Raw genomic sequence first — 19303 nt, 5'->3', positions numbered from 1 at the left:
TGTTTTAGTATTATTATTCGTTAGATGATTTCAAGTTTGTCTTTTTACGCGAAGCATGCATTCAAGAGGGATATATTTCGATGTTTTTCCTGATACTGCTTTATGGCGCACAAAGGTAAAAAAAGTCGGAAAGAATATATACCTTTGTCATATTATAAGTGAAATCTAAAATAAAAACATATGAGATCTATTAATGGCGCGGTTTTACGTAGCGCATTCGCGATGGTATTAGGGTTTGTTTTGGTATTATGGCCGGAAGCAGCCATAACCTATCTGGTTATCACGATCGGTATACTATTCATTTTACCGGGATTATTCGCTATCCTCAGCTATTTCACCCGACCGAAGAACGAGAACGGGGAGAAACCGATGTTTCCTATCGAGGCAGCGGGAAGCATACTGTTCGGAGCGTGGTTGGTGATCATGCCCGAGTTCTTCGTGAATATATTAATGTACTTACTCGGAGCCTTATTGGTAATTGCCGGTGTACAGCAATTGGTTTCATTGATATCCGCAAGGAAATGGAGCAATGTACCGTTGGGGTTCTACCTGATGCCGGCTTTGATCTTGATAACCGGAGTAATGATTCTTGCCTACCCGTTCGGGGCGGCGGCAAATACATTCGTAATCTTCGGTGTAGCCAGCATTTTCTACGGGGCTTGTGAGTTGATCAACTGGTATAAGTTCCGCAAGCGTATAGAAAATACCGGATTATGATTTCCGGTATTCCATGGGTGATATACCCATATGCTTCTTGAAAAACTTACCGAAAGTGGATTGATCGGAGAAGTGGAGTATATCCGCTACTTGCTGAACCGTGGCTTGCGGGGCCTTCAACAGCATCTTGGCCTCGACGATCAAGGCGTCGTCAATCCATTTATTCGCTGATTTACCCGTTAGCTCTTTCAAGATAAGCGAAAGATACTGTGGGGTAATAAATAATTTCTCGGCATAGAAAGTAACGACGTGCTGCTCCTTGCAATGCTCGAAAAGCAATTGCAGGAACTGCTCGAAAAGCTCCTCCTTCCGGGAGAGTGTAGGTGCCGTCATCAGCTCCTTCTTACCCATAAAGATATTAGCCAACTCGATAAAGAAACCGACTAAGGCGTTTTGGAGAGCCTCCTTCTGGAAAAAATGGGTACGCAGCTTCATCTTTTCCCGTAAGATGGAGAATTGGCCGGATATATGCTCAGTCTCCTCGGCACTCATCGCAGCACATGGATTCTTACGGATCTGCATATAATGCACCATAGAGTTCTTTTTCCCTGCCGGGGTAGTATATCCATCCAGAAAAGATCTGGACACGATCAACAAACGCCCTCTCAAATCTTTGCTCACTTTCGATACCTGTATGATATGAGTCGGCATCAAGGTTATAAACGTATTCTTCTCTATCTTATATGGAATATAGTCTACCGAAATATCAGCAGTACCTTCCTGTACCAAGATCATCAACAAGGCATTTAAACGCATCGGGGTGGAATGCTCCAGCCTTTTTTCCTCGTAATTAATCAAATCTCCGTTCAGATCCGCTATCGATAAATCATCTTGAAAGTTGTCGCTGGACTCAATTCCCTTGATTAACTCAGTGACTTCAATTAAAGGTAAATTTTTCATATCTATCTGTAGATTTTTATTATCACCTCGGACAAAGATAGAAATAAAAAGCCAAAGACCACCCACTATTTCGTTTTTAACCAATTTTCATCCAAAATTGAACGAATAACAAGAATTTTTGACAATATCCTGTTTCATTCCATACCAATACCGTAACAGTATAAACCTTTCTGGTTTTCTAAATATATCAGACCTTTGCGAATAGATTCGACGGGAATATCCGGTCATTGGTCGATTCCAACGGACGAGTCAGCGCTTTTTACTTGTATACAGGGATTGCCCCGGCTACTTTTGACGTAACAAAAAAGAATATGATAAAAGAACAGATTATTAATACGGCGTTCGATCTTTTTTCTCAATATGGCATCAAGAGTGTGAGTATGGATGATGTAGCGAAAGCGGCTGGCATCTCCAAGCGTACACTTTACGAGTCGTTCGAGGACAAGGAAACCTTGCTGATCGAGGGGATCGATCACAATACCGAATCGCTCGGACAATATCTGACAGGATTGGAAAAAGAACCTTTCAATGCCTTGGAAGTAATCCTGCTCTTCTATGAGGAGATGATGAAAAACCCGAGATGGTTCAACGAGAAGTTTTACGAGGACTTGAAGAAATATCCGAAAGCCCAACAAAAAATAGAGATGAATAAAGCGAGAATGGGTAAGAGGTGTATGGACTTGTTCACACGGGGCGTTAAAGAGGGCGTGTTCCAAGAGGGGATCAACTTCGAGATCATGGCCTTACTGGTGAAAGAGCAGACGAAGATGTTGCGGCCTTCCAATGTCTTCTGCAAGCATTCCATCACCGAGGTATACAACACGATCCTCCTCACATTCCTGAAAGGGATCAGTACCGAGAAGGGAAGAGCGATCCTAGACCGATTCGATCTCAAACAATCCTATGATTTATAGCGAACACTTAATGAGTTTAATCACAGACAAAATCTATCCTAAATGAAACGATTATTGATGAGTAGAAAAATGATGTTGGTCACATTTATGGTATTGCCTTTTCTGGCGGCGAGACCGGTTCTGGCTCAAGACACCCTGAAACTGGATCTTGGAAAAGCGCTAGAGATCGCCCTTAGCGAGAACCCGACCGTAAAAGTTGCCGATAAAGAAATACAGAAGAAAAAGTACGCACGTAAAGGCTCGTACGCTTCTCTATTTCCGCAGATCAGTTTTGCGGGGGACTACAACCGTACCTTGAAGAAACAGGTGATGTATATGGATTTCGACATGGGTGACATGGGAGGCGGCAGCTTGCCCGAAGGCACGGACATGTCGAGTATGGACGAGGGCTTCGAGGTAGGACGTAGCAACAACTGGAGCTTGGGCTTCAACGCTTCCATGCCACTGGTGAACGCCTCCTTATGGAAAAGCTTGAGTATCTCGGCCTTAGACGTGGAATTGGCGGTGGAGCAAGCTCGCTCTTCTAAAATAGCGATGGTGAACCAAGTGAAAAAGAGCTTTTACGCCGTCCTTCTGGCAAGCGACTCTTACCGGGTATTCAAGCAAAGTTACGACAATGCCATGGAGAATTATCTGGATATCAAACGGAAGTATGAACAGGGAACCGTAGCTGAATACGACTTGATACGTGCCGATGTGACGGTAAAGAATACAGAGCCTAATCTGTTGCAGGCAGAGAACTCCCTTACCTTGGCTAAATGGCAGTTAAAAGCGTTATTGGGCATGGATCTGGATTTAAATATCGATTGCGACGGACAACTGACGGATTTCAAGTCCAGCCTCTTCGCCGACTATCTATCCACGGATACAACCTTATCCGAGAATACGGACTTGAAACAATTAGACCTTCAGGCGGAACAGCTGAAAAAGACGCTGGTCATGCAGAAATTCGATTATCTGCCGACCTTGTCGCTGACCGGTCTATATCAATGGAGCGCCATGAACAATGACTTCAAGTTCAAGAATTACAGATGGAACCCCTATTCGATGATCGGTATCACGTTATCGGTTCCTATCTTCTCCGGAGGTAGTAAATTTTATAAGGTAAAGCAGACGAAAGTCTCCATCGACCAATTAAACCTGCAACGGGACGATACCAAGCGCAATTTACAGTTGGCCGTTAAACAGTACATAGATAATATGAATACCTGTATCAAGAAGTTCGACGCCGCCCAAAAGGGAGTCGAGCAAGCGGAACGGGGATATATGATCTCGCAAAAACGGTATGACACCGGAGCCGGTACATGGCTGGAGATGAACGATGCCGAACTTGCCTTGACGCAGGCTCGGTTGAACTTCAACCAATCTATCTACGACTATATGGTAGCGAAGGCGGATCTGGAGAAAGTATTGGGTAACGAACAGATGAATTGAAAATTGAAAATTAAAAATTGAAAGTTTAATAGATAATAATTAGGAACAATTATATGAAGACAAGTCAAATGCTGAAAGTAATACCGATAGCTACATTGGCCCTGCTGATGTCTTGCTCGGGTAATAAGAGTGAGGAAGCCACGGAAACACAGAATGAGAAAGTAAAGGTGAAAGTGGAGACGGTCTCTGTTCAAGACGTGGAGCAACTCAGTGAATTTACCGCTACGGTGGAAGCGAATATCAAAAATAATATCGCTCCCCAAACCCCATTCCGTATCGAGAAAATCTTCGCCGAGGTAGGCGACCATGTAAAAGCCGGGCAGTTATTAGCCAAGATGGACGCTACCAGCCTAAAGCAAGCGAAGATACAATTGGATAACCAAGAGATCGAGTTCAAACGTATCGACGAGTTGTATAAGGTAGGCGGTGCTTCCAAATCCGCTTGGGATGCCCAAAAGACTTCCTTGGAAGTGGCTCGAGAGACGTATAAAAACTTGGTGGAGAACACCCAATTGCTAAGCCCGATCAGCGGAATCGTAACTGCCCGCAACTACGATAGCGGCGATATGTACAGCGGCGGAAACCCAATCTACACAGTGGAGGAAATCCGTCCGGTCAAATTAATGGTGAATGTCTCCGAGAGTCTTTTTACGAAAGTGAAGAAAGGCCATGAGGTAGATATCCGGCTGGATGTGTACGGAGACGAGGTTTTCAAGGGTAAAGTCAACTTGGTTTATCCGACGATCGATCCCGCTACCCGCACGTTCCCTGTGGAGATCAAGATCGCCAACTCGGATGAGCGAGTGCGACCGGGTATGTTCGCCCGGGTGACGATGAGTTTCGGCCATATGGATCACGTGGTGGCCCCGGATCGCTCTATCGTAAAACAATCAGGCGCCGGCGACCGGTATATCTATGTATGCAAAGACGGCAAGGTATCCTACCAGAAGGTGGAGCTAGGACGCCGTATGGGTGATAAATATGAGATCATATCCGGAGTGGAGGATGGCGACCAAGTGGTTATCACCGGGCAAAGCCGCCTGACGAACGGTATGGAAGTTGAAATCGAAAACGAATAACAGACTATGAGTTTATATGGAACAGCGGTAAGAAAGCCCGTATCGACCGCCCTTGTATTTGTGGCGATCGTGATCTTCGGACTTTTTTCCTTAAGCAGGTTATCAGTGGACTTGCTTCCGGAGATAGAGACGAACACCATCATGGTGATGACGGCCTATCCCGGCGCCAGCGCTTCGGATATCGAGATGAATGTTTCGAAGCCCTTGGAAAACGTGTTGAATAGCGTAAGCGACTTGAAGCATATCACGTCGCAATCCCGTGAGAATATATCGATCGTAACGTTGGAATTTAATTATGGCATCGATATCGATGTCGCCACAAACGATGTCCGCGACAAACTGGACATGGTAGAGTCTTCCCTACCCGATGACGTAGAGAATCCGATCATCTTCAAGTTCGGTACGGACGATATCCCTATCTTGATCCTTTCCGTGACCGCGGAGGAGAGCACGAACGCTCTTTACAAGATCTTGGACGATAAGGTATCCAACCCATTGGCCCGTATCAGTGGCGTGGGTGCCGTGTCTATCTCCGGTACGCCGATCCGTGAGTTGCAAGTGTATTGCGACCCGTACAAGTTGGAGGCTTACGGCCAGACCATCGAAGGTATCTCTACCATCATCGCGCAAGAGAACCGGAATACACCGGGAGGTAGCGTAGATATCGGTTCTAATACCTACTCCTTGCGTGTTCAAGGAGAATTCACGGACGCTAAGCAGATGCTAGACCTAGTGATCGGTAGCCAGAACGGAAAGAACGTATATCTGCGTGACGTGGCCCGTGTAGAGGACAGTATCGAGGAACGTGCGCAAGAAACGTTCAACAACGGCACGAAAGGTGGTATGATCGTCATACAGAAACAGTCCGGAGCGAACTCGGTGAACATCGCCAAGAAGGTACACCAGAAACTTCCGGAGATACAGGCTAGCTTACCCTCAGACGTGAAGCTGGACGTAATCATGGATACTTCCACGAATATCTTGAATACGATCGATAGCTTGAAAGAGACGATCATGATTACCTTTATCATCGTTATGTTGGTGGTATTCGTGTTCTTGGGACGCTGGAGGGCTACGTTTATCATTATCTTAACCATCCCGATCTCCTTGATCGCTTCTTTCGCTTATTTGCTGGCCTCGGGCAATACGTTAAACATTATCTCATTGAGCTCACTTTCTATCGCTATCGGTATGGTGGTGGACGACGCTATCGTGGTATTGGAGAACGTAACGACCCATATCGAGCGGGGTAGCCAGCCGAAACAGGCCGCTGTACACGCCACGAACGAGGTGGCTATCTCGGTTATCGCCTCCACCCTTACGATGTTAGCGGTGTTCTTGCCGTTGACGATGGTTACGGGTATGGCGGGTATCTTATTTAAGCAGTTGGGATGGATCGTTAGTATCATCATGATCGTTTCTACGGTAGGCGCCTTGACATTGACCCCGATGCTTTGCTCACAGTTATTACGCCAGCAACCGGAGAAGGGTAAATTGTACCGGATGTTCTTCACGCCTATCGAAAAGGGATTGAACGCTTTGGATCGCGGTTACGGACGCTTCTTGAACTGGGCCGTACGCCACCGGAAAACGGTGATCGTAGGCGCTACGCTGATCTTCATCGGCAGTATGATGCTGATCCCGGTTATCAAGACGGAATTTTTCCCGACACAAGATAACGCACGCATCGGCATAACGATTGAGTTGCCGATCGGTACACGGCAGGATATTACCCGTGAGTTAGCTCTCGACATCGACAAGAAGTTCCGTGAGAAATATCCGGAGATCCTAATCAGTAACTTCACGGAAGGTACGGCGGATACGGATAATACCTTCGCCCAGCTAAGCAATAACGGTACGCATATTATCGAGTTCAATATAAACCTAACTAGCGTGGGCGACCGTGAGAGAGGTCTTACCGAGATTTGCGAGTTGATGCGGCAGGACTTAGCCCAATACAGCGAGATCAAGAAATTCGAGGTACTCGCCGGAGGGCAGGAAGGTTCTATGGGTGGAGAGACCTCGGTTAACATCGAGATCTATGGTTTTGATTTCGCCCAGACGGATGCCGTGGCGAATGAGATCGCCCGTCGTATGAGAAATGTAAAAGGATGCTCGCAAGTAAATATCAGCCGTGAGGATTATATCCCGGAATACCAGATCGACTTCGACCGGGAGAAACTGGCCATCAACGGGCTGAACGTAACAACCGCCTCTATGTATCTCCGAAACCGTGTAAATGGTTCCACCGCTTCAAAATATCGTGAGGATGGAGATGAGTATGATATCAAGGTACGTTACGCCCCAGAGTTCCGTGAGTCCGTAGAGGATCTTGAGAATATTTTGATCTATAACAATGAGGGCAAAGGCATCCGCATCCGTGATTTAGGCAAGGTAGTGGAACGTATGACTCCCCCGACCATCGAGCGTAAAGACCGTGAGCGTGTGATCACCGTATCTGCCGTAGCGGGTAAGGGAGCGGCATTGAGCGACTTGGTTGCCGCCGCCCGGAACGAGTTGAAACAAATGGATATCCCATCCGACGTAAGTTGGCAGTTGGGTGGAACATTCGAAGATCAGCAGGATACATTTACCGATTTGGGTATCTTGATGGTATTGATCATCATCTTGGTATTCATCGTGATGGCTGCCCAGTTCGAGTCGTTGGTAGACCCGTTCGTGATCATGTTCTCTATCCCGTTCGCCTTTACAGGTATCGTATTGGGATTGGCGGTCACGCAGACACCATTGGGCGTTATGGCTTTGATCGGCGTGATCATGTTGATGGGTATCGTGGTTAAAAACGGTATCGTGCTGATCGACTATACGATCTTATGTCGGGAACGTGGCATGGGTATTATCACATCGGTAGTGACTGCCGGAAAATCCCGTCTTCGCCCGGTATTGATGACAACATTGACGACCGTTTTGGGTATGATCCCGATGGCGGTGGGAACCGGCGAGGGTTCCGAGATGTGGCGCTCGATGGGTATGACCGTGGCTTGGGGTCTTTCCGTATCCACCTTGATTACCTTGATTATTGTTCCGACGGTCTATGCCGTATTCGCCGCCAACGGCGTAAAACGAAGACGCCGCAAAATAAGAAAGGCATTACGAAATAATTAATTATCTTTGCGTACCATAGGGAAGCCGAGGCCAAGCAAACCTCGATGGGCATTGTTAGGTCGTGACAATGCCCATTGTAAGGTGCTTACGATGCCCATTATAAACAGGCTTGAATGCCCATCGCAAGAAAAGCCTCCCTACGGGTATGCGATCTCATAAAAAAGCAACTATATGAAAGCGATATTTATATCTTTCAATCAAGCGTATTACGAGACCATCGTCAATATCATGGACCGTAATAACCTTAAAGGTTTTACCTATTGGGATGTCGTGCAAGGACGGGGAAGTAAAACAGGCGAGCCACATTACGGCAATCACGCTTGGCCTACCTTGAACTCAGCTATCCTTACGATGGTAGAAGACGAGAAGGTCGATCATTTTCTGGAAATCCTACACAACTTAGACAAGGAAACGGAAGCGCAAGGGCTTCGGGCCTTCGTCTGGAATATAGAGAAAACTATCTAACTTAATTTTTCGGAACAACTATATTAATCTATTGATATGGACAAATCAATCCTGTTTACACCCGGTAAGATCGGTCCGCTAACACTTAGGAACCGCACGATCCGGGCCGCCGCATTCGAGAGTATGTGCCCGGGAAACGCTCCCTCGGAGCAGTTATTCAACTATCATACATCCGTAGCCGCCGGAGGGATCGGCATGACGAACATAGCTTATGCCGCCGTGACGCAAAGCGGCTTGTCGTTCGAGCGTCAGCTGTGGATGCGTCCGGATATTATTCCCGGCCTCCGCAAGCTCACCGACGCTATCCATAAAGAGGGAGCCGCCGCTTCCATCCAGTTAGGCCATTGCGGTAATATGTCGCATAAGCGGATTTGCGGATGCACGCCTATCTCAGCGTCCAGCGGGTTCAACCTCTACTCTCCCACGATCGTACGAGGTATGAGACAATCCGAGATCGCTTCCATGGCTCGTGCCTACGGTGAGGCCGTACGATTGGCACGTGAGGCAGGTATGGACGCTGTCGAGATCCATGCCGGGCATGGTTATCTGATCAGCCAATTCCTTTCCCCGTACACCAACCACCGGAAAGACGAATATGGAGGAAGCCTTGAGAACCGTATGCGCTTCATGAGAATGTGTATGGAAGAGGTGATGAAAGCAGCAGGTTCCGACATGGCCGTAACCGTAAAGACCAATATGCGGGACGGGTTCAAGGGAGGACTTGAAATAGACGAATGCCTAGAAGTAGCCCGTACACTCCAAGACCAATGCGGAGCGCATGCCTTAGTACTAAGCGGCGGATTCGTGAGCCGTGCCCCCATGTATGTAATGCGGGGAGAAATGCCGATCCGTACGATGGCGTATTATATGCCTAGGGGCTATCTACCGATTGGAATCCGCATGGTGGGTAAATATATGATTCCCTCGGAACCGTTTAAGGAGGCTTACTTCCTTGAAGATGCGTTGAAATTCCGCAAAGCCTTACATTTACCTCTTATTTACGTAGGAGGATTGGTCTCCAGAGACAAGATCGAGGAGGTACTGAACGACGGGTTCGAGTTTGTGGCCATGGCACGTGCCTTGGTGAACGAGCCGGGCTTCGTCAACCGTATGAAAGAAGACGAGCACGCCCGTTGCGATTGTGGGCATAGTAACTATTGTATCGCCCGTATGTATAGCGAGGATATGGTCTGTCATAAGAACGTGAAAGGTCTTCCGGAATGTATCGTACGTGAAATCAAAAGGCTTGAATATAAATAATGGAAAAGAAATGGGCTTTAGTCACGGGGGCCAGTTCCGGAATAGGTCTCGCCTATGCCGAGGAACTAGCCTCACGAGGCTATCAGTTAGTGATCGTCAGCAATGAGGAACAGGCGATCCGGGAGAAAGGTGAGTTTCTCTCCGAGAAATATGGTATAGAAGTTTTGCCGCTTTATCGTGATTTGGCGATCCCCGGGGCGGCCAAGGAGCTATATGATACTTGCCAAGAGAAAAACATCCCAATAGAGGTATTGGTCAATAACGCCGGTATGTTTTTTTTCTGCGAGACCTTACAAGCTAAGGCCAACATCGTCGAGAAAATGCTCTACCTCCACGTGACTACTCCTACCCAGCTCTGTTATTATTTTGGGCAAGAGATGAAGAAACGGCGTCATGGATATATCCTCAATATGTCATCCCTATCTTGTTGGCTACCTTATCCGGGAATTACGCTGTACGCTTCCACCAAGCGATACTTGAAAAGTTTCTCCCGGGGCTTGCGTTCAGAGTTACTGGATTATGGAGTAAGCGTAACCGTACTTTGTCCCGGCGCCGTCGCCACGAATTTATATAACCTAAGCGACAACTTAAAGACCTTAGCGATCCGCCTAGGTATCATGATGCGTCCGGAAAAACTGGCTAAAAAAGGGATTAATGCCTTGTTTCACCACCGGGCTTCCCTATTACCGGGTCTCTTCAACAAAATATGCACACCCCTCGTAATGCTCCTCCCCCACGGCCTTGTCCGTTGGATCATGCGAACCACGAAATTAGTGAAGCTAGATCGATAATCCGACAAATAACATGCGAAATATTTGTCACATCAAACAAAAATCGTATCTTTGCACCGCTTTTTAGCCCCGTACCGTGTGATGGGAAATTAGGAAGCAAAATAACTAATTTTGAGTAACACAAAAATTAAAGAAAATGAAGACATTTGAGTTAGAAGGAAAAGGAAGAGAGATCGTCGCTCGTTCCGCTGATCAGAAAAGAGCCTTGAAAGCAATGCGTAAGAACAATGAAATTCCTGCTGTATTATACGGTGGCGAAAAAGTAACTCACTTCACGGTTACAAAAGAAGCCGTTCGTAAGTTGGTTTACACTCCGGAGATTTTCGTTGTTGAGTTAAGCATTGACGGTAACAAGACGATGGCAATCGTTAAGGACATGCAGTTTCAACCTGTAACTGACGAAATCCTTCACATGGACTTCTTGGAAGTATCTAAGGACAAAGCCGTAGTAATGGAAGTTCCGGTTGTTTTGGAAGGTCACGCAGAAGGTGTTAAAGCCGGTGGTAAGTTGTCTCTTCAAATGAGAAAACTGAAAGTGAAAGCTATATACGATCAAATCCCTGAAAAGTTGACGATTAATGTAGATCACCTTGGCTTAGGTAAGACTATGCAGGTAGGTGCTTTGCACTTCGAAGGTCTTGAATTGATGAACGCTAAAAACGCTGTTGTTTGCGCCGTTCAATTGACTCGTGCCGCTCGTGGTGCTCAGGCTAAAGGATAATCTGAGGTAAAAACATTATTACAATACATGAAGGGGAGGATATTCATAGAATGTTCTTCCCCTTTCTTTTATAGATTCGAGGATAATGAAATATTTGATAACAGGACTTGGTAATATCGGTTCCGAATATTGGGGAACCCGTCATAATATAGGTTTCCGGGTTGTCAACCATCTGGTAGAGAGCGTAGGAGGCAATTTCACTGAGGAGCGATACGGGGCAATCGCACGCATACGGGTGAAAAACTGTGACTTGATCGTGCTAAAGCCGAATACTTTTATGAACCTCAGCGGCAACGCCGTTCGGTACTGGTTACAAAAAGAGAACATTCCCGTGGAAAATCTATTGATTGTCGTAGATGATCTGGCATTGCCATTCGGAACCTTACGTCTGAAACCAAAGGGTAGCGACGCCGGGCATAACGGGTTGAAGAATATCGCCCAGTTATTGAATACGCAGGAATATTCCCGCCTTCGTTTCGGCATAGGCAGCGATTTTCCACGGGGCGGACAGATCGATTACGTGCTAGGGAAATTTCCCCCGGAGGAATTGCAATTGATGCCAGAGATATTGGATCGTGCGACAGAGATCATCAAGAGCTTCTGCCTCGCCGGCATCCAGATTACGATGAATCAATTTAATAATAAATAAAAAGAGACTGAGAATACAGATATGAACGAGGTACGTATCGATAAATGGATGTGGGCGACCCGTATCTTTAAGACCCGCACGATAGCCGCGGAAGCTTGCAAGAAAGGGCGTATCATGATAGGTGGAGTAACGATCAAACCTTCCCGCATGATCAAGGTTGGCGATGTGATCCAAGTGCGTAAACCGCCGATCACCTTCTCTTTTAAGGTAATCGGATTGATCGAGAATCGTGTGGGCGCGAAGCTCGTCCCGAATTACTTGGAGAACGTGACAACCCCGGATCAGTATGAGATTCTGGAGATGAACCGTATCTCCGGTTTCGTGAACCGTGCGAAAGGTCTCGGACGTCCTACCAAGAAAGACCGTCGTGAACTGGAGCAATTCACTGAGCCGGAATTCATGGATGACGGATTCGATTTCGAGTTCGACTTTGGAGAAGAGGATGAGGAGTAAGCATGCTGATTTCCACCCAATTACATTTACCAATATTTTCATCAAGAAGTAAAAGTATTTTCACCTAGAGGTAAAACTGTTTACATACTGATGTAACGACATTTACCTCTAGAGGAAAAAACATTTACCATTAGAGGTAAATGTCGTTACAACGGTATGTAAACGGCAATTATTCCTATTGATTCTCCTCGGAAAGCAGATTCCCCTCCTCATCCCAGCTACGCCAGACACCAGATTTCTTCCCTGCCGTATAGAACATCTCATACAACAAATTTCCCTTATCGCTCCAGATACGCCAAGGGCCGTCCTTTTGCCCTTCCTTATAAGAAGCCAGGCCGATCAGCTGGCCGTTATCGCTATACGTGCGCCATTCACCATGGAAGATCCCGTGATAGTAGGAACGCACCTCGGCGATCTTGCCATCCGGATAATAGATCACATAGGTTCCCTCGGGACGGCCATCCTTCAGGTACAGCTCCATCTTGAGCATGCCATCCTCATAGAATTCCGTATAGCGGCCCGTATACGGGGTGGTTTGTGTCTCATCGGTATAATACTGTCCCTCGCTCAATACCAAGTCTTGCGCCAGCACGGTCCAAGAGGCTCCCGCCAAAAAAGCGGAAAGTAACAATAGCTTTTTATTCATGATACATTCTTATCTAAATTATACATAAAAAGACACCGAGGGATCTTTCCGGATACCTCAGTGCCTTTAACAAATTCACAACCTATTCAATGCCAAGCTTGATTAATATTCGGTATTTTGAGGATCCCAATTAGTCCAACCGGCAGTCCAGTCATTCTTTCCGTCGAAAGCACCTTTGTAAGTTACTTTTTCGAAGAAGCTGTTGTTCAATACCTCATCGACAAATTCAGCGCCTTGCACAGCTGAAGCTACGACAGAAGAGTAATCACCATCTTTAGAGATAATCTCGTTGGTCGTTGCCAGAGTCGTGTTGCTACCGGCAAGATTGAAGAAGTTCTCACTTACCTTATCATCCTCATAGAAGTTCTTCCACATACCAGCAAAGATCACATTCTTGATGGCGATGCCATCGTTTGCCGTACCTTTCTTATCAGTAGCACGAAGTCCGTAAGGCCAGCCGGTGAATACGGAGTTGTAAACATTCAAGCTGGTATTACGACGCAGGTGCATGGCTGCCTGGAATTTACCACCCTTGGCACCGTTAGCAGCGTCGGCTGTCTTGGCTTCCACCTCAGCCTGTGTCTTATCGGATACCTTGCCATAGAAAGGACCTATCAAGGTTACGTTGGAGAAGACCGGCTTGGTAAGCGGAGTGTTGGAAGAACCGTCACCGTCGTTATCAGATTCAAAACCGTTAGAGTCTGAAGTATCAGCGATATTCTTATCACGTACGCTCAACAAGAATTGCAGTTTACCCGTATAACCGAAGTCTGTATCGAAATCATCATCCCAGCCTTTGTAAGCGATCAAGTGTTTGGCATTTACCGTTCCACCGAACCATTCGTAAGAATCATCGTTCGAAAATGAAACCTGAACGAACTCCACTTCTGTGCCGCTACCAACGCCGCCGAAGGTTAAGCCATTGATTTCCTTGTCTGGCTCCAAAGGATAACCGGCGAACTCGATACGAACGTATTTCAATTTACCGGAACTTTCCGCATTAAACTCATCGGAGGTCGTATTTCCATATAATGTACCAGGTCCTCCTTCGATAGTTGGTTGATTGGTACGATTCACACGAGCGTTACCACAAATAATCAGACCGCCCCAGTCACCTGTCAAACGTTTACCCGGCTCTTTATCGGACGTAAAGACGATCGGTTTGTCAACAGTACCTTCGGCGATGATCTTAGCGCCCGGCTCGATAATCAAGGAAGCGGCTTTCTCGCCCGGACTAACGGACACACCTTTGATAACAGAACCAGCCTCAATAGTCAATGTAGCGCCTGATTTCACGTATACGAAGCCTTTCATGAAGTTCTTGTCGGCAGCGTTGATCGTTAGATCAGCCGTGATATTTCCTTCCAATATCACCTCTTTGGAAGACGGAGCATCATTAGAGACAGTCACGGTACAAGTAGCCGTTTTACCGCCATCCTTCGTAGTTACAGTAATCGTAGCGGAACCTTCGGCCACGGCTGTTACCTTACCGGCATCAACAGTCGCTACCTTTTCATCGGAAGTACTCCATGTAACCGTTTTATCCGTAGCGTCACTTGGAGTAATAGTCGCGGACAAGGTAGTGGATTCGCCCACCTTGATAGTAGCGGTAGTAGGACTGACTGCCACAGCCGATACGGCTACGGAGCCATCAGGTTTATCATCGTCATCACTACACGATACAGTCCCAAACATAACGGCCATCGTTAACACAGAGGCCAAACCTTTTAAGAGAAATCTGTTCATAATAAAAACATTTTGTTTGTAATATATATATATTCAATTAAACATCAAAACCTAAGGGAAACACCGATATTGATATCCACTCCCGGGCGATAGCTGCGGATCAGTTGCTCACGCTCGCTCTTGCCGCCTTTGTCGTCTGTCAGTTTCACGAACTGCTTGTACTCGACCTTGGAGTTCAATATATCCTGGATTCCCGCCTTGATCTCGACAATCTTGCCAATCTTCTTCGAGAAAGTAAGATCCAACGAGTTGCGGGGCATCTCATATATATCAGGGATATCCTCGTCCTGGTTCTGCATCGGGACACCGACCGACTCAATACGCTTCCCGATCCGGTTATAGAGCAGGGAGGCGGAAATCCCCTTGTCATCGTACTGGTAGAAAAAACCGGCATTAACCAAGTAGGGGGATTGCCCTGCCAAAGGGCGATCCCGCTCCGGTGCCCCTTCCTCGAAACGGACACGGCTATAGATATATGCGGCGTTGCACACAAAGCTCAAGCCTCGCAGCCCTATAAAGTCGAGGTTCTTTTTAACGTCCAACTCTACGCCGAAGGTCTCGGCGTTCTTCGCGTTATGATAGGTATATTGCAGGCCGGAACCAGCCTCGTTGTACGTCTCCTCGATAGGATCCTTGAAGTGCTTGTAGAAACCGCCGATCGTGATCATCTCGCCCGCGGCGGGATAGAACTCATAACGAAGATCGATATTGTCAGCGTAAGCGTTCTTCAACTCCGTATTACCCACGATGTTTGCGTCTCGCTCGAAGTTGAAGTACACGTAAGGCACTACCTCTCGGAACTCCGGACGGTTGACCGAGCGACCGTAAGCGGCGCGGACCAAATGTTTTTGTGAGAGGTTGTAGGCAACATTAACTGAAGGGAAGAAATCCGTCGTCTTATTATCCAAGTGTACCGGAGTAGTACCGTCCGAGCTATATCCGTCCATCTTCAATTGGTAGTATTCCATGCGAACACCGATATTAGCGTTCAGCACCTCCCCATAGTTCAATTTAGCGGAGACATAGGCGGCTCCCAACATGTTCTCGGAAGTATAAGAGTCACTGTTCGTAGTTGTCTCACGCATCCATATCTTATCCGCCGAGATATTTTCGTCGGCGAACAACTCCGTATAATCCCAGTCCGCATACCGGTCGTAGCCGCTACCCAACAGGTTGTAGCCAAAGCGACGGGCAGCGAAGGTACGGCTCTTATATTCACCGTAGACACCTCCATTGAGAACAGGAGCGAACCTATCGGATACGGTGAATTTATGTTCGTAGTTGGCGGCTAGCGAGGCGCTGTGATCCTTCAATTCTTGGTAATAACGCATCGGGTCAGAGACATAGTAGTTCGGCTGTTCCGTACGGTTCTCGTCAAGGATGGAGTTCACGATCTTACGATCCGGCTCACGGTAGGAGGCGAAGGCATAGCCCACCGTCCAATCCACCTTGTTGACATTTTCTCGCAAGGTATGCACACCGCTGATCTGCCCAGAGTAAGTGGTACGCCCGGTATAGAGGGATTCCCATTTACGGATATCCTTGTCGGAATAATAGTTCATTCCTTCCCTTTGTGTCAGAGCGGAAACGCCACGCTGGCTGAAAAAGTTGCGAAGCTCATATTTACTGCCATCCCGTTGGAATGACCAGTTAAAGAGGGCCCCTAGCTTGGAGGTATTTTTATAGCGGATATCGTTGTACTCAAAGCGGGGACGAGATACGTCGTTCTTCACGTCGTAGGCGATGTAGTTGTTATTCACCGTCTCCGAGTAATCGAACTCGGTACTCCAGTTCAAGTTCGTGATATTTCCGATCTTCCAGCCGCCCACATCATAAGAGCGGTGCGAGGTAAGGGAAATCTTCTGGTCGGGGATGGCGGTGAACTTGTTGATCCCCCAACGTTGGTTGATTTGGCGGGTAAAGGCTGCCGCCTCATCCGTGGAGTGTTCTCCTAAATGGGCGGGGAAAGAGGAAGGCAGGTTTCTCACGTCCGCTCCGAATCCAAGGTAGTCCTTCGCCGTGCCGTCCGTCAGCTGGAAGTTACGGAAGGTGGCGTTCGTGTTAAAGCCCATTTGGTAGGATACGTTGAAGGTGTTCCCGTCCGGGATATTCTTGGTCATCACCCGCACGAAACCGCCGGAGAAATCCGCCGGAAGCTCGGCCGAGGGACTCTTGTAGATCATCATGTTATCGATCAAGGAAGAAGGAAGCACATCGAACGAGAAGGCACGGCTGTCCGTCTCGCTGGAAGGGGTCGTGGCATTGTTCAGCCATACATTATTATAACGTTGCGCCAGACCCCGGACCACGATGAAACGGTCGTCCACGATGGTGATTCCCGGGATACGGCGTAGTACCTCGGCGGCATCGCTATCCTGTGTTTTACTGATTTGCTGGGCGGAGATACCATTCACGACCGGAAGGCTCTTGCGTACGGTATTTAATACGGCCATCTCGGTTCCCAATTTCCGTTGGGCCACTACGACCACATTCTGTAATTGGAGGTTAGCATCGGAAAGCTCGATATTCAACACCGCCTCTTGGCATGCGACTACCGGAACATCCTTTACCGTTTGCGTTTGGTACGACACGTAAGAGGCGGCTACCGTATAAGTACCTGGTTTCACGTTCTCGATACGGAAATTACCGTCTATATCCGTGATAGCGCCAACCGTAGTCCCCTCGATCACAACCGAGGCGCCGATCAACGGTTCTTTTATCTTTGCGTCCGTAACCGTCCCGCAAATAACCCCTGTTTGTGCCCATAGAGAGAATGACAGGAAAACTCCCACCCAGAAAAGCCCTAACCTTTTCAATCTTTTGCCCCTTAAACTCTTTCCCATTATCTTACTACTTATTATTTCATCTTTGATTTCGACGCAAAAGTACGGGGGCGGTATTTCAAAGATGTTTAGATCCAATAACAATGAAGACAACAAATGTTACATTTTTAAGACCGCAACTTTTCCTTATCGTTTGACATAGCTAACGTATTTTTACTACATTTGCACTCCTGAATGCATAAAGACATTTAATAACATGAAGAACATTAAAATTTTCCCGAAAGACTGGTTGCAGTTGCATCCCTATAAACAAAGCACTCCCGTGGATTCCTATTATACCGGAATAGCGAACCGTATCTACGATATCATGGAGAAGACCGAGTTGGTAAACTCCTTCGAGGGCGAGGAAACAAAGCAGATCTGTATCCGCATGGCCGCCTACTTCGAAGACGTGATCTCCGGCATGGGGCTTTGGCGTGCCTTCATCCTTACCCATAAGGAGCTATACGGCAAATACCTCCCCTTCTACACTCCGGACGATCATTATTACGACGATGAGGTGAACCTTGAGGACGTGCGTTTCCTCCTTTGGCATTATACCCAGCAGTATCACGGCTATCGTAAAGGCACTTTTGTCAGTCCGGACAACCCTGCCAACGAATCCACCGGCATGCTTATCTACGACCTGTTCTGCAAAGAGTGGACCACGGCGCCGGAGAATACCCGCATGGCCAAGCTTTTCGCCCTTGATACCCGCTACGAGCGGCAAGAGGATTACGATCGTCTATTGCAATGGTTCCATTACGAATCCTATATCCTGCCTGAGTCGGCCCGGGAACTGAGCGACTTCGCCCACGACCGCTGGAAGGAGCAGCCCGACCTCAACCAAGAGCAGCTTAACAACCTGCTCGTCAACAGCCACGGCATGATGGCCTACACCAGCAAGACCTCCTTGCTAGGTCTGACCTCCCCGCAATGGCTGGCAAAGATATTGCCCGCCGAGCATCCCGACCATGCGGTATTTCAGAACACCGCCGACGAGTCTGTAGCCACCCTGCCCGACGATATGCTGGAGGAAAACCGCCAACAATACGAGACTTTCCGCAAAGCCGCAGGTGACAAACTGCTTCTCTATTTCGACAAGACCGAAGATGCACAAACATTTATCACGGAGACTTCCGGCCTTATCCCCGCCGAGAACTTCCATCTTCCCGAAGACTGGCAAGGCAAGAAACTGGCGATCTACGCCACGCCCGAGGAAGGCGCCCAAGTCATCACCCGAGACGTGGAGCTGATCAAGGATGAGAACAATCCCTTCTACGACGCTAACCGTGCCGCCAAGCAAGCGCTCTCTTTCTTCATCGTGAAACATTGCAGCGTTTACTTCCTGCCTGAGCTGGTAAAGCGAGGCATGCTGGCCGACGCGCAAACGAAAAGCCTTATCAGCCCAGAACGTGGCAAGGCGATCATACAAGAGAATTGGAAGTTCCTAGCCCGCTATTTCATCCGAGAATATCCCAATAGATAAAACAGATAGAAAGCACTGTCGCAAAACGTGACGGTGCTTCTTTTTTAGCTCATCTTTCATTTAGTAAATCCACAAACCAAATACCTTTCAA

16 protein-coding genes are annotated in these 19303 nt (G+C 47.5%); 12 read left to right on the top strand and 4 right to left on the bottom strand.

Annotated elements, in window-relative coordinates; all coding sequences use genetic code 11:
• Positions 1–180 precede the first annotated feature (180 nt).
• A complete protein-coding gene (locus tag CI960_RS05215; RefSeq protein WP_005861983.1) occupies positions 181–717 on the top strand; it encodes an HdeD family acid-resistance protein in 537 nt (178 codons plus the stop codon).
• On the opposite strand, the gene CI960_RS05210 is transcribed toward CI960_RS05215, so the two are convergent.
• Positions 712–1617, bottom strand: a complete 906-nt coding sequence (locus CI960_RS05210) for an AraC family transcriptional regulator (RefSeq protein WP_005861981.1) — start codon at positions 1615–1617, stop codon at positions 712–714. The genes CI960_RS05215 and CI960_RS05210 overlap by 6 nt on opposite strands.
• Before the next feature lie 311 nt (positions 1618–1928).
• Here CI960_RS05210 and CI960_RS05205 point away from each other — a divergent pair, with 311 nt between their 5' ends.
• The 10 genes from CI960_RS05205 (at position 1929) to CI960_RS05160 (ending at position 12509) form a co-directional block, all read left to right on the top strand.
• Positions 1929–2531, top strand: coding sequence for a TetR/AcrR family transcriptional regulator (locus CI960_RS05205; protein ID WP_005861978.1), 603 nt, complete (start codon positions 1929–1931; stop codon positions 2529–2531).
• Between the two features lie 42 nt (positions 2532–2573).
• Positions 2574–3965 carry a TolC family protein gene (locus CI960_RS05200; protein WP_008780850.1) on the top strand — a complete coding sequence of 464 codons (1392 nt, stop codon included), beginning with the start codon at positions 2574–2576 and terminating at the stop codon, positions 3963–3965.
• Between the two features lie 53 nt (positions 3966–4018).
• The gene (locus CI960_RS05195; protein WP_009276611.1) at positions 4019–5044 is read left to right on the top strand and encodes an efflux RND transporter periplasmic adaptor subunit; all 1026 of its coding nucleotides are present in this window, start codon (positions 4019–4021) and stop codon (positions 5042–5044) included.
• Positions 5045–5050: 6 nt separating this feature from the next.
• On the top strand, positions 5051–8170 hold the full coding sequence (locus CI960_RS05190; protein ID WP_005861971.1) for an efflux RND transporter permease subunit: 3120 nt from the start codon (positions 5051–5053) through the stop codon (positions 8168–8170).
• A 171-nt stretch (positions 8171–8341) separates the two neighbouring features.
• Positions 8342–8635: a PG0541 family transporter-associated protein gene (locus tag CI960_RS05185; RefSeq protein ID WP_005861968.1), complete on the top strand. Its 294-nt coding sequence runs from the start codon at positions 8342–8344 to the stop codon at positions 8633–8635.
• A gap of 36 nt (positions 8636–8671) precedes the next feature.
• The gene (locus CI960_RS05180; protein WP_005861966.1) at positions 8672–9895 is read left to right on the top strand and encodes an NADH:flavin oxidoreductase; all 1224 of its coding nucleotides are present in this window, start codon (positions 8672–8674) and stop codon (positions 9893–9895) included.
• Entirely contained in the window at positions 9895–10686 is a 792-nt protein-coding gene (locus CI960_RS05175) for an SDR family oxidoreductase (RefSeq protein WP_005861964.1), read from the top strand. Before CI960_RS05180 ends, CI960_RS05175 begins: the two co-directional genes overlap by 1 nt.
• A gap of 136 nt (positions 10687–10822) precedes the next feature.
• Positions 10823–11407 carry a 50S ribosomal protein L25/general stress protein Ctc gene (locus CI960_RS05170; protein WP_005861962.1) on the top strand — a complete coding sequence of 195 codons (585 nt, stop codon included), beginning with the start codon at positions 10823–10825 and terminating at the stop codon, positions 11405–11407.
• Between the two features lie 85 nt (positions 11408–11492).
• Positions 11493–12056, top strand: coding sequence for an aminoacyl-tRNA hydrolase (gene pth, locus CI960_RS05165; protein WP_005861960.1), 564 nt, complete (start codon positions 11493–11495; stop codon positions 12054–12056).
• Between the two features lie 21 nt (positions 12057–12077).
• The gene (locus CI960_RS05160; RefSeq protein WP_005861957.1) at positions 12078–12509 is read left to right on the top strand and encodes an RNA-binding S4 domain-containing protein; all 432 of its coding nucleotides are present in this window, start codon (positions 12078–12080) and stop codon (positions 12507–12509) included.
• 175 nt (positions 12510–12684) lie between these two features.
• Here CI960_RS05160 and CI960_RS05155 read toward each other — a convergent pair whose 3' ends face one another.
• The 3 genes from CI960_RS05155 to CI960_RS05145 all read right to left on the bottom strand — a co-directional run bounded on the left by CI960_RS05155 (position 12685) and on the right by CI960_RS05145 (position 17744).
• Positions 12685–13155: a toxin-antitoxin system YwqK family antitoxin gene (locus CI960_RS05155; protein ID WP_005861956.1), complete on the bottom strand. Its 471-nt coding sequence runs from the start codon at positions 13153–13155 to the stop codon at positions 12685–12687.
• Between the two features lie 102 nt (positions 13156–13257).
• Positions 13258–14901: an Ig-like domain-containing protein gene (locus CI960_RS05150; RefSeq protein WP_005861954.1), complete on the bottom strand. Its 1644-nt coding sequence runs from the start codon at positions 14899–14901 to the stop codon at positions 13258–13260.
• A gap of 44 nt (positions 14902–14945) precedes the next feature.
• Positions 14946–17744, bottom strand: a complete 2799-nt coding sequence (locus tag CI960_RS05145; protein WP_005861952.1) for a TonB-dependent receptor — start codon at positions 17742–17744, stop codon at positions 14946–14948.
• 196 nt (positions 17745–17940) lie between these two features.
• On the opposite strand from CI960_RS05145, the gene CI960_RS05140 reads away from it, so the two are divergent.
• A complete protein-coding gene (locus CI960_RS05140; RefSeq protein WP_005861949.1) occupies positions 17941–19212 on the top strand; it encodes a DUF3843 family protein in 1272 nt (423 codons plus the stop codon).
• The last annotated feature ends 91 nt before the right edge of the window (positions 19213–19303 follow it).

Origin of the sequence: Parabacteroides sp. CT06 (genome assembly GCF_002257605.1) — a bacterium.
Classification (GTDB): domain Bacteria; phylum Bacteroidota; class Bacteroidia; order Bacteroidales; family Tannerellaceae; genus Parabacteroides; species Parabacteroides distasonis.
The sequence above is the reverse complement of the archived record's forward strand: the minus strand, read 5'-3'. Positions and strand labels throughout refer to the sequence as shown.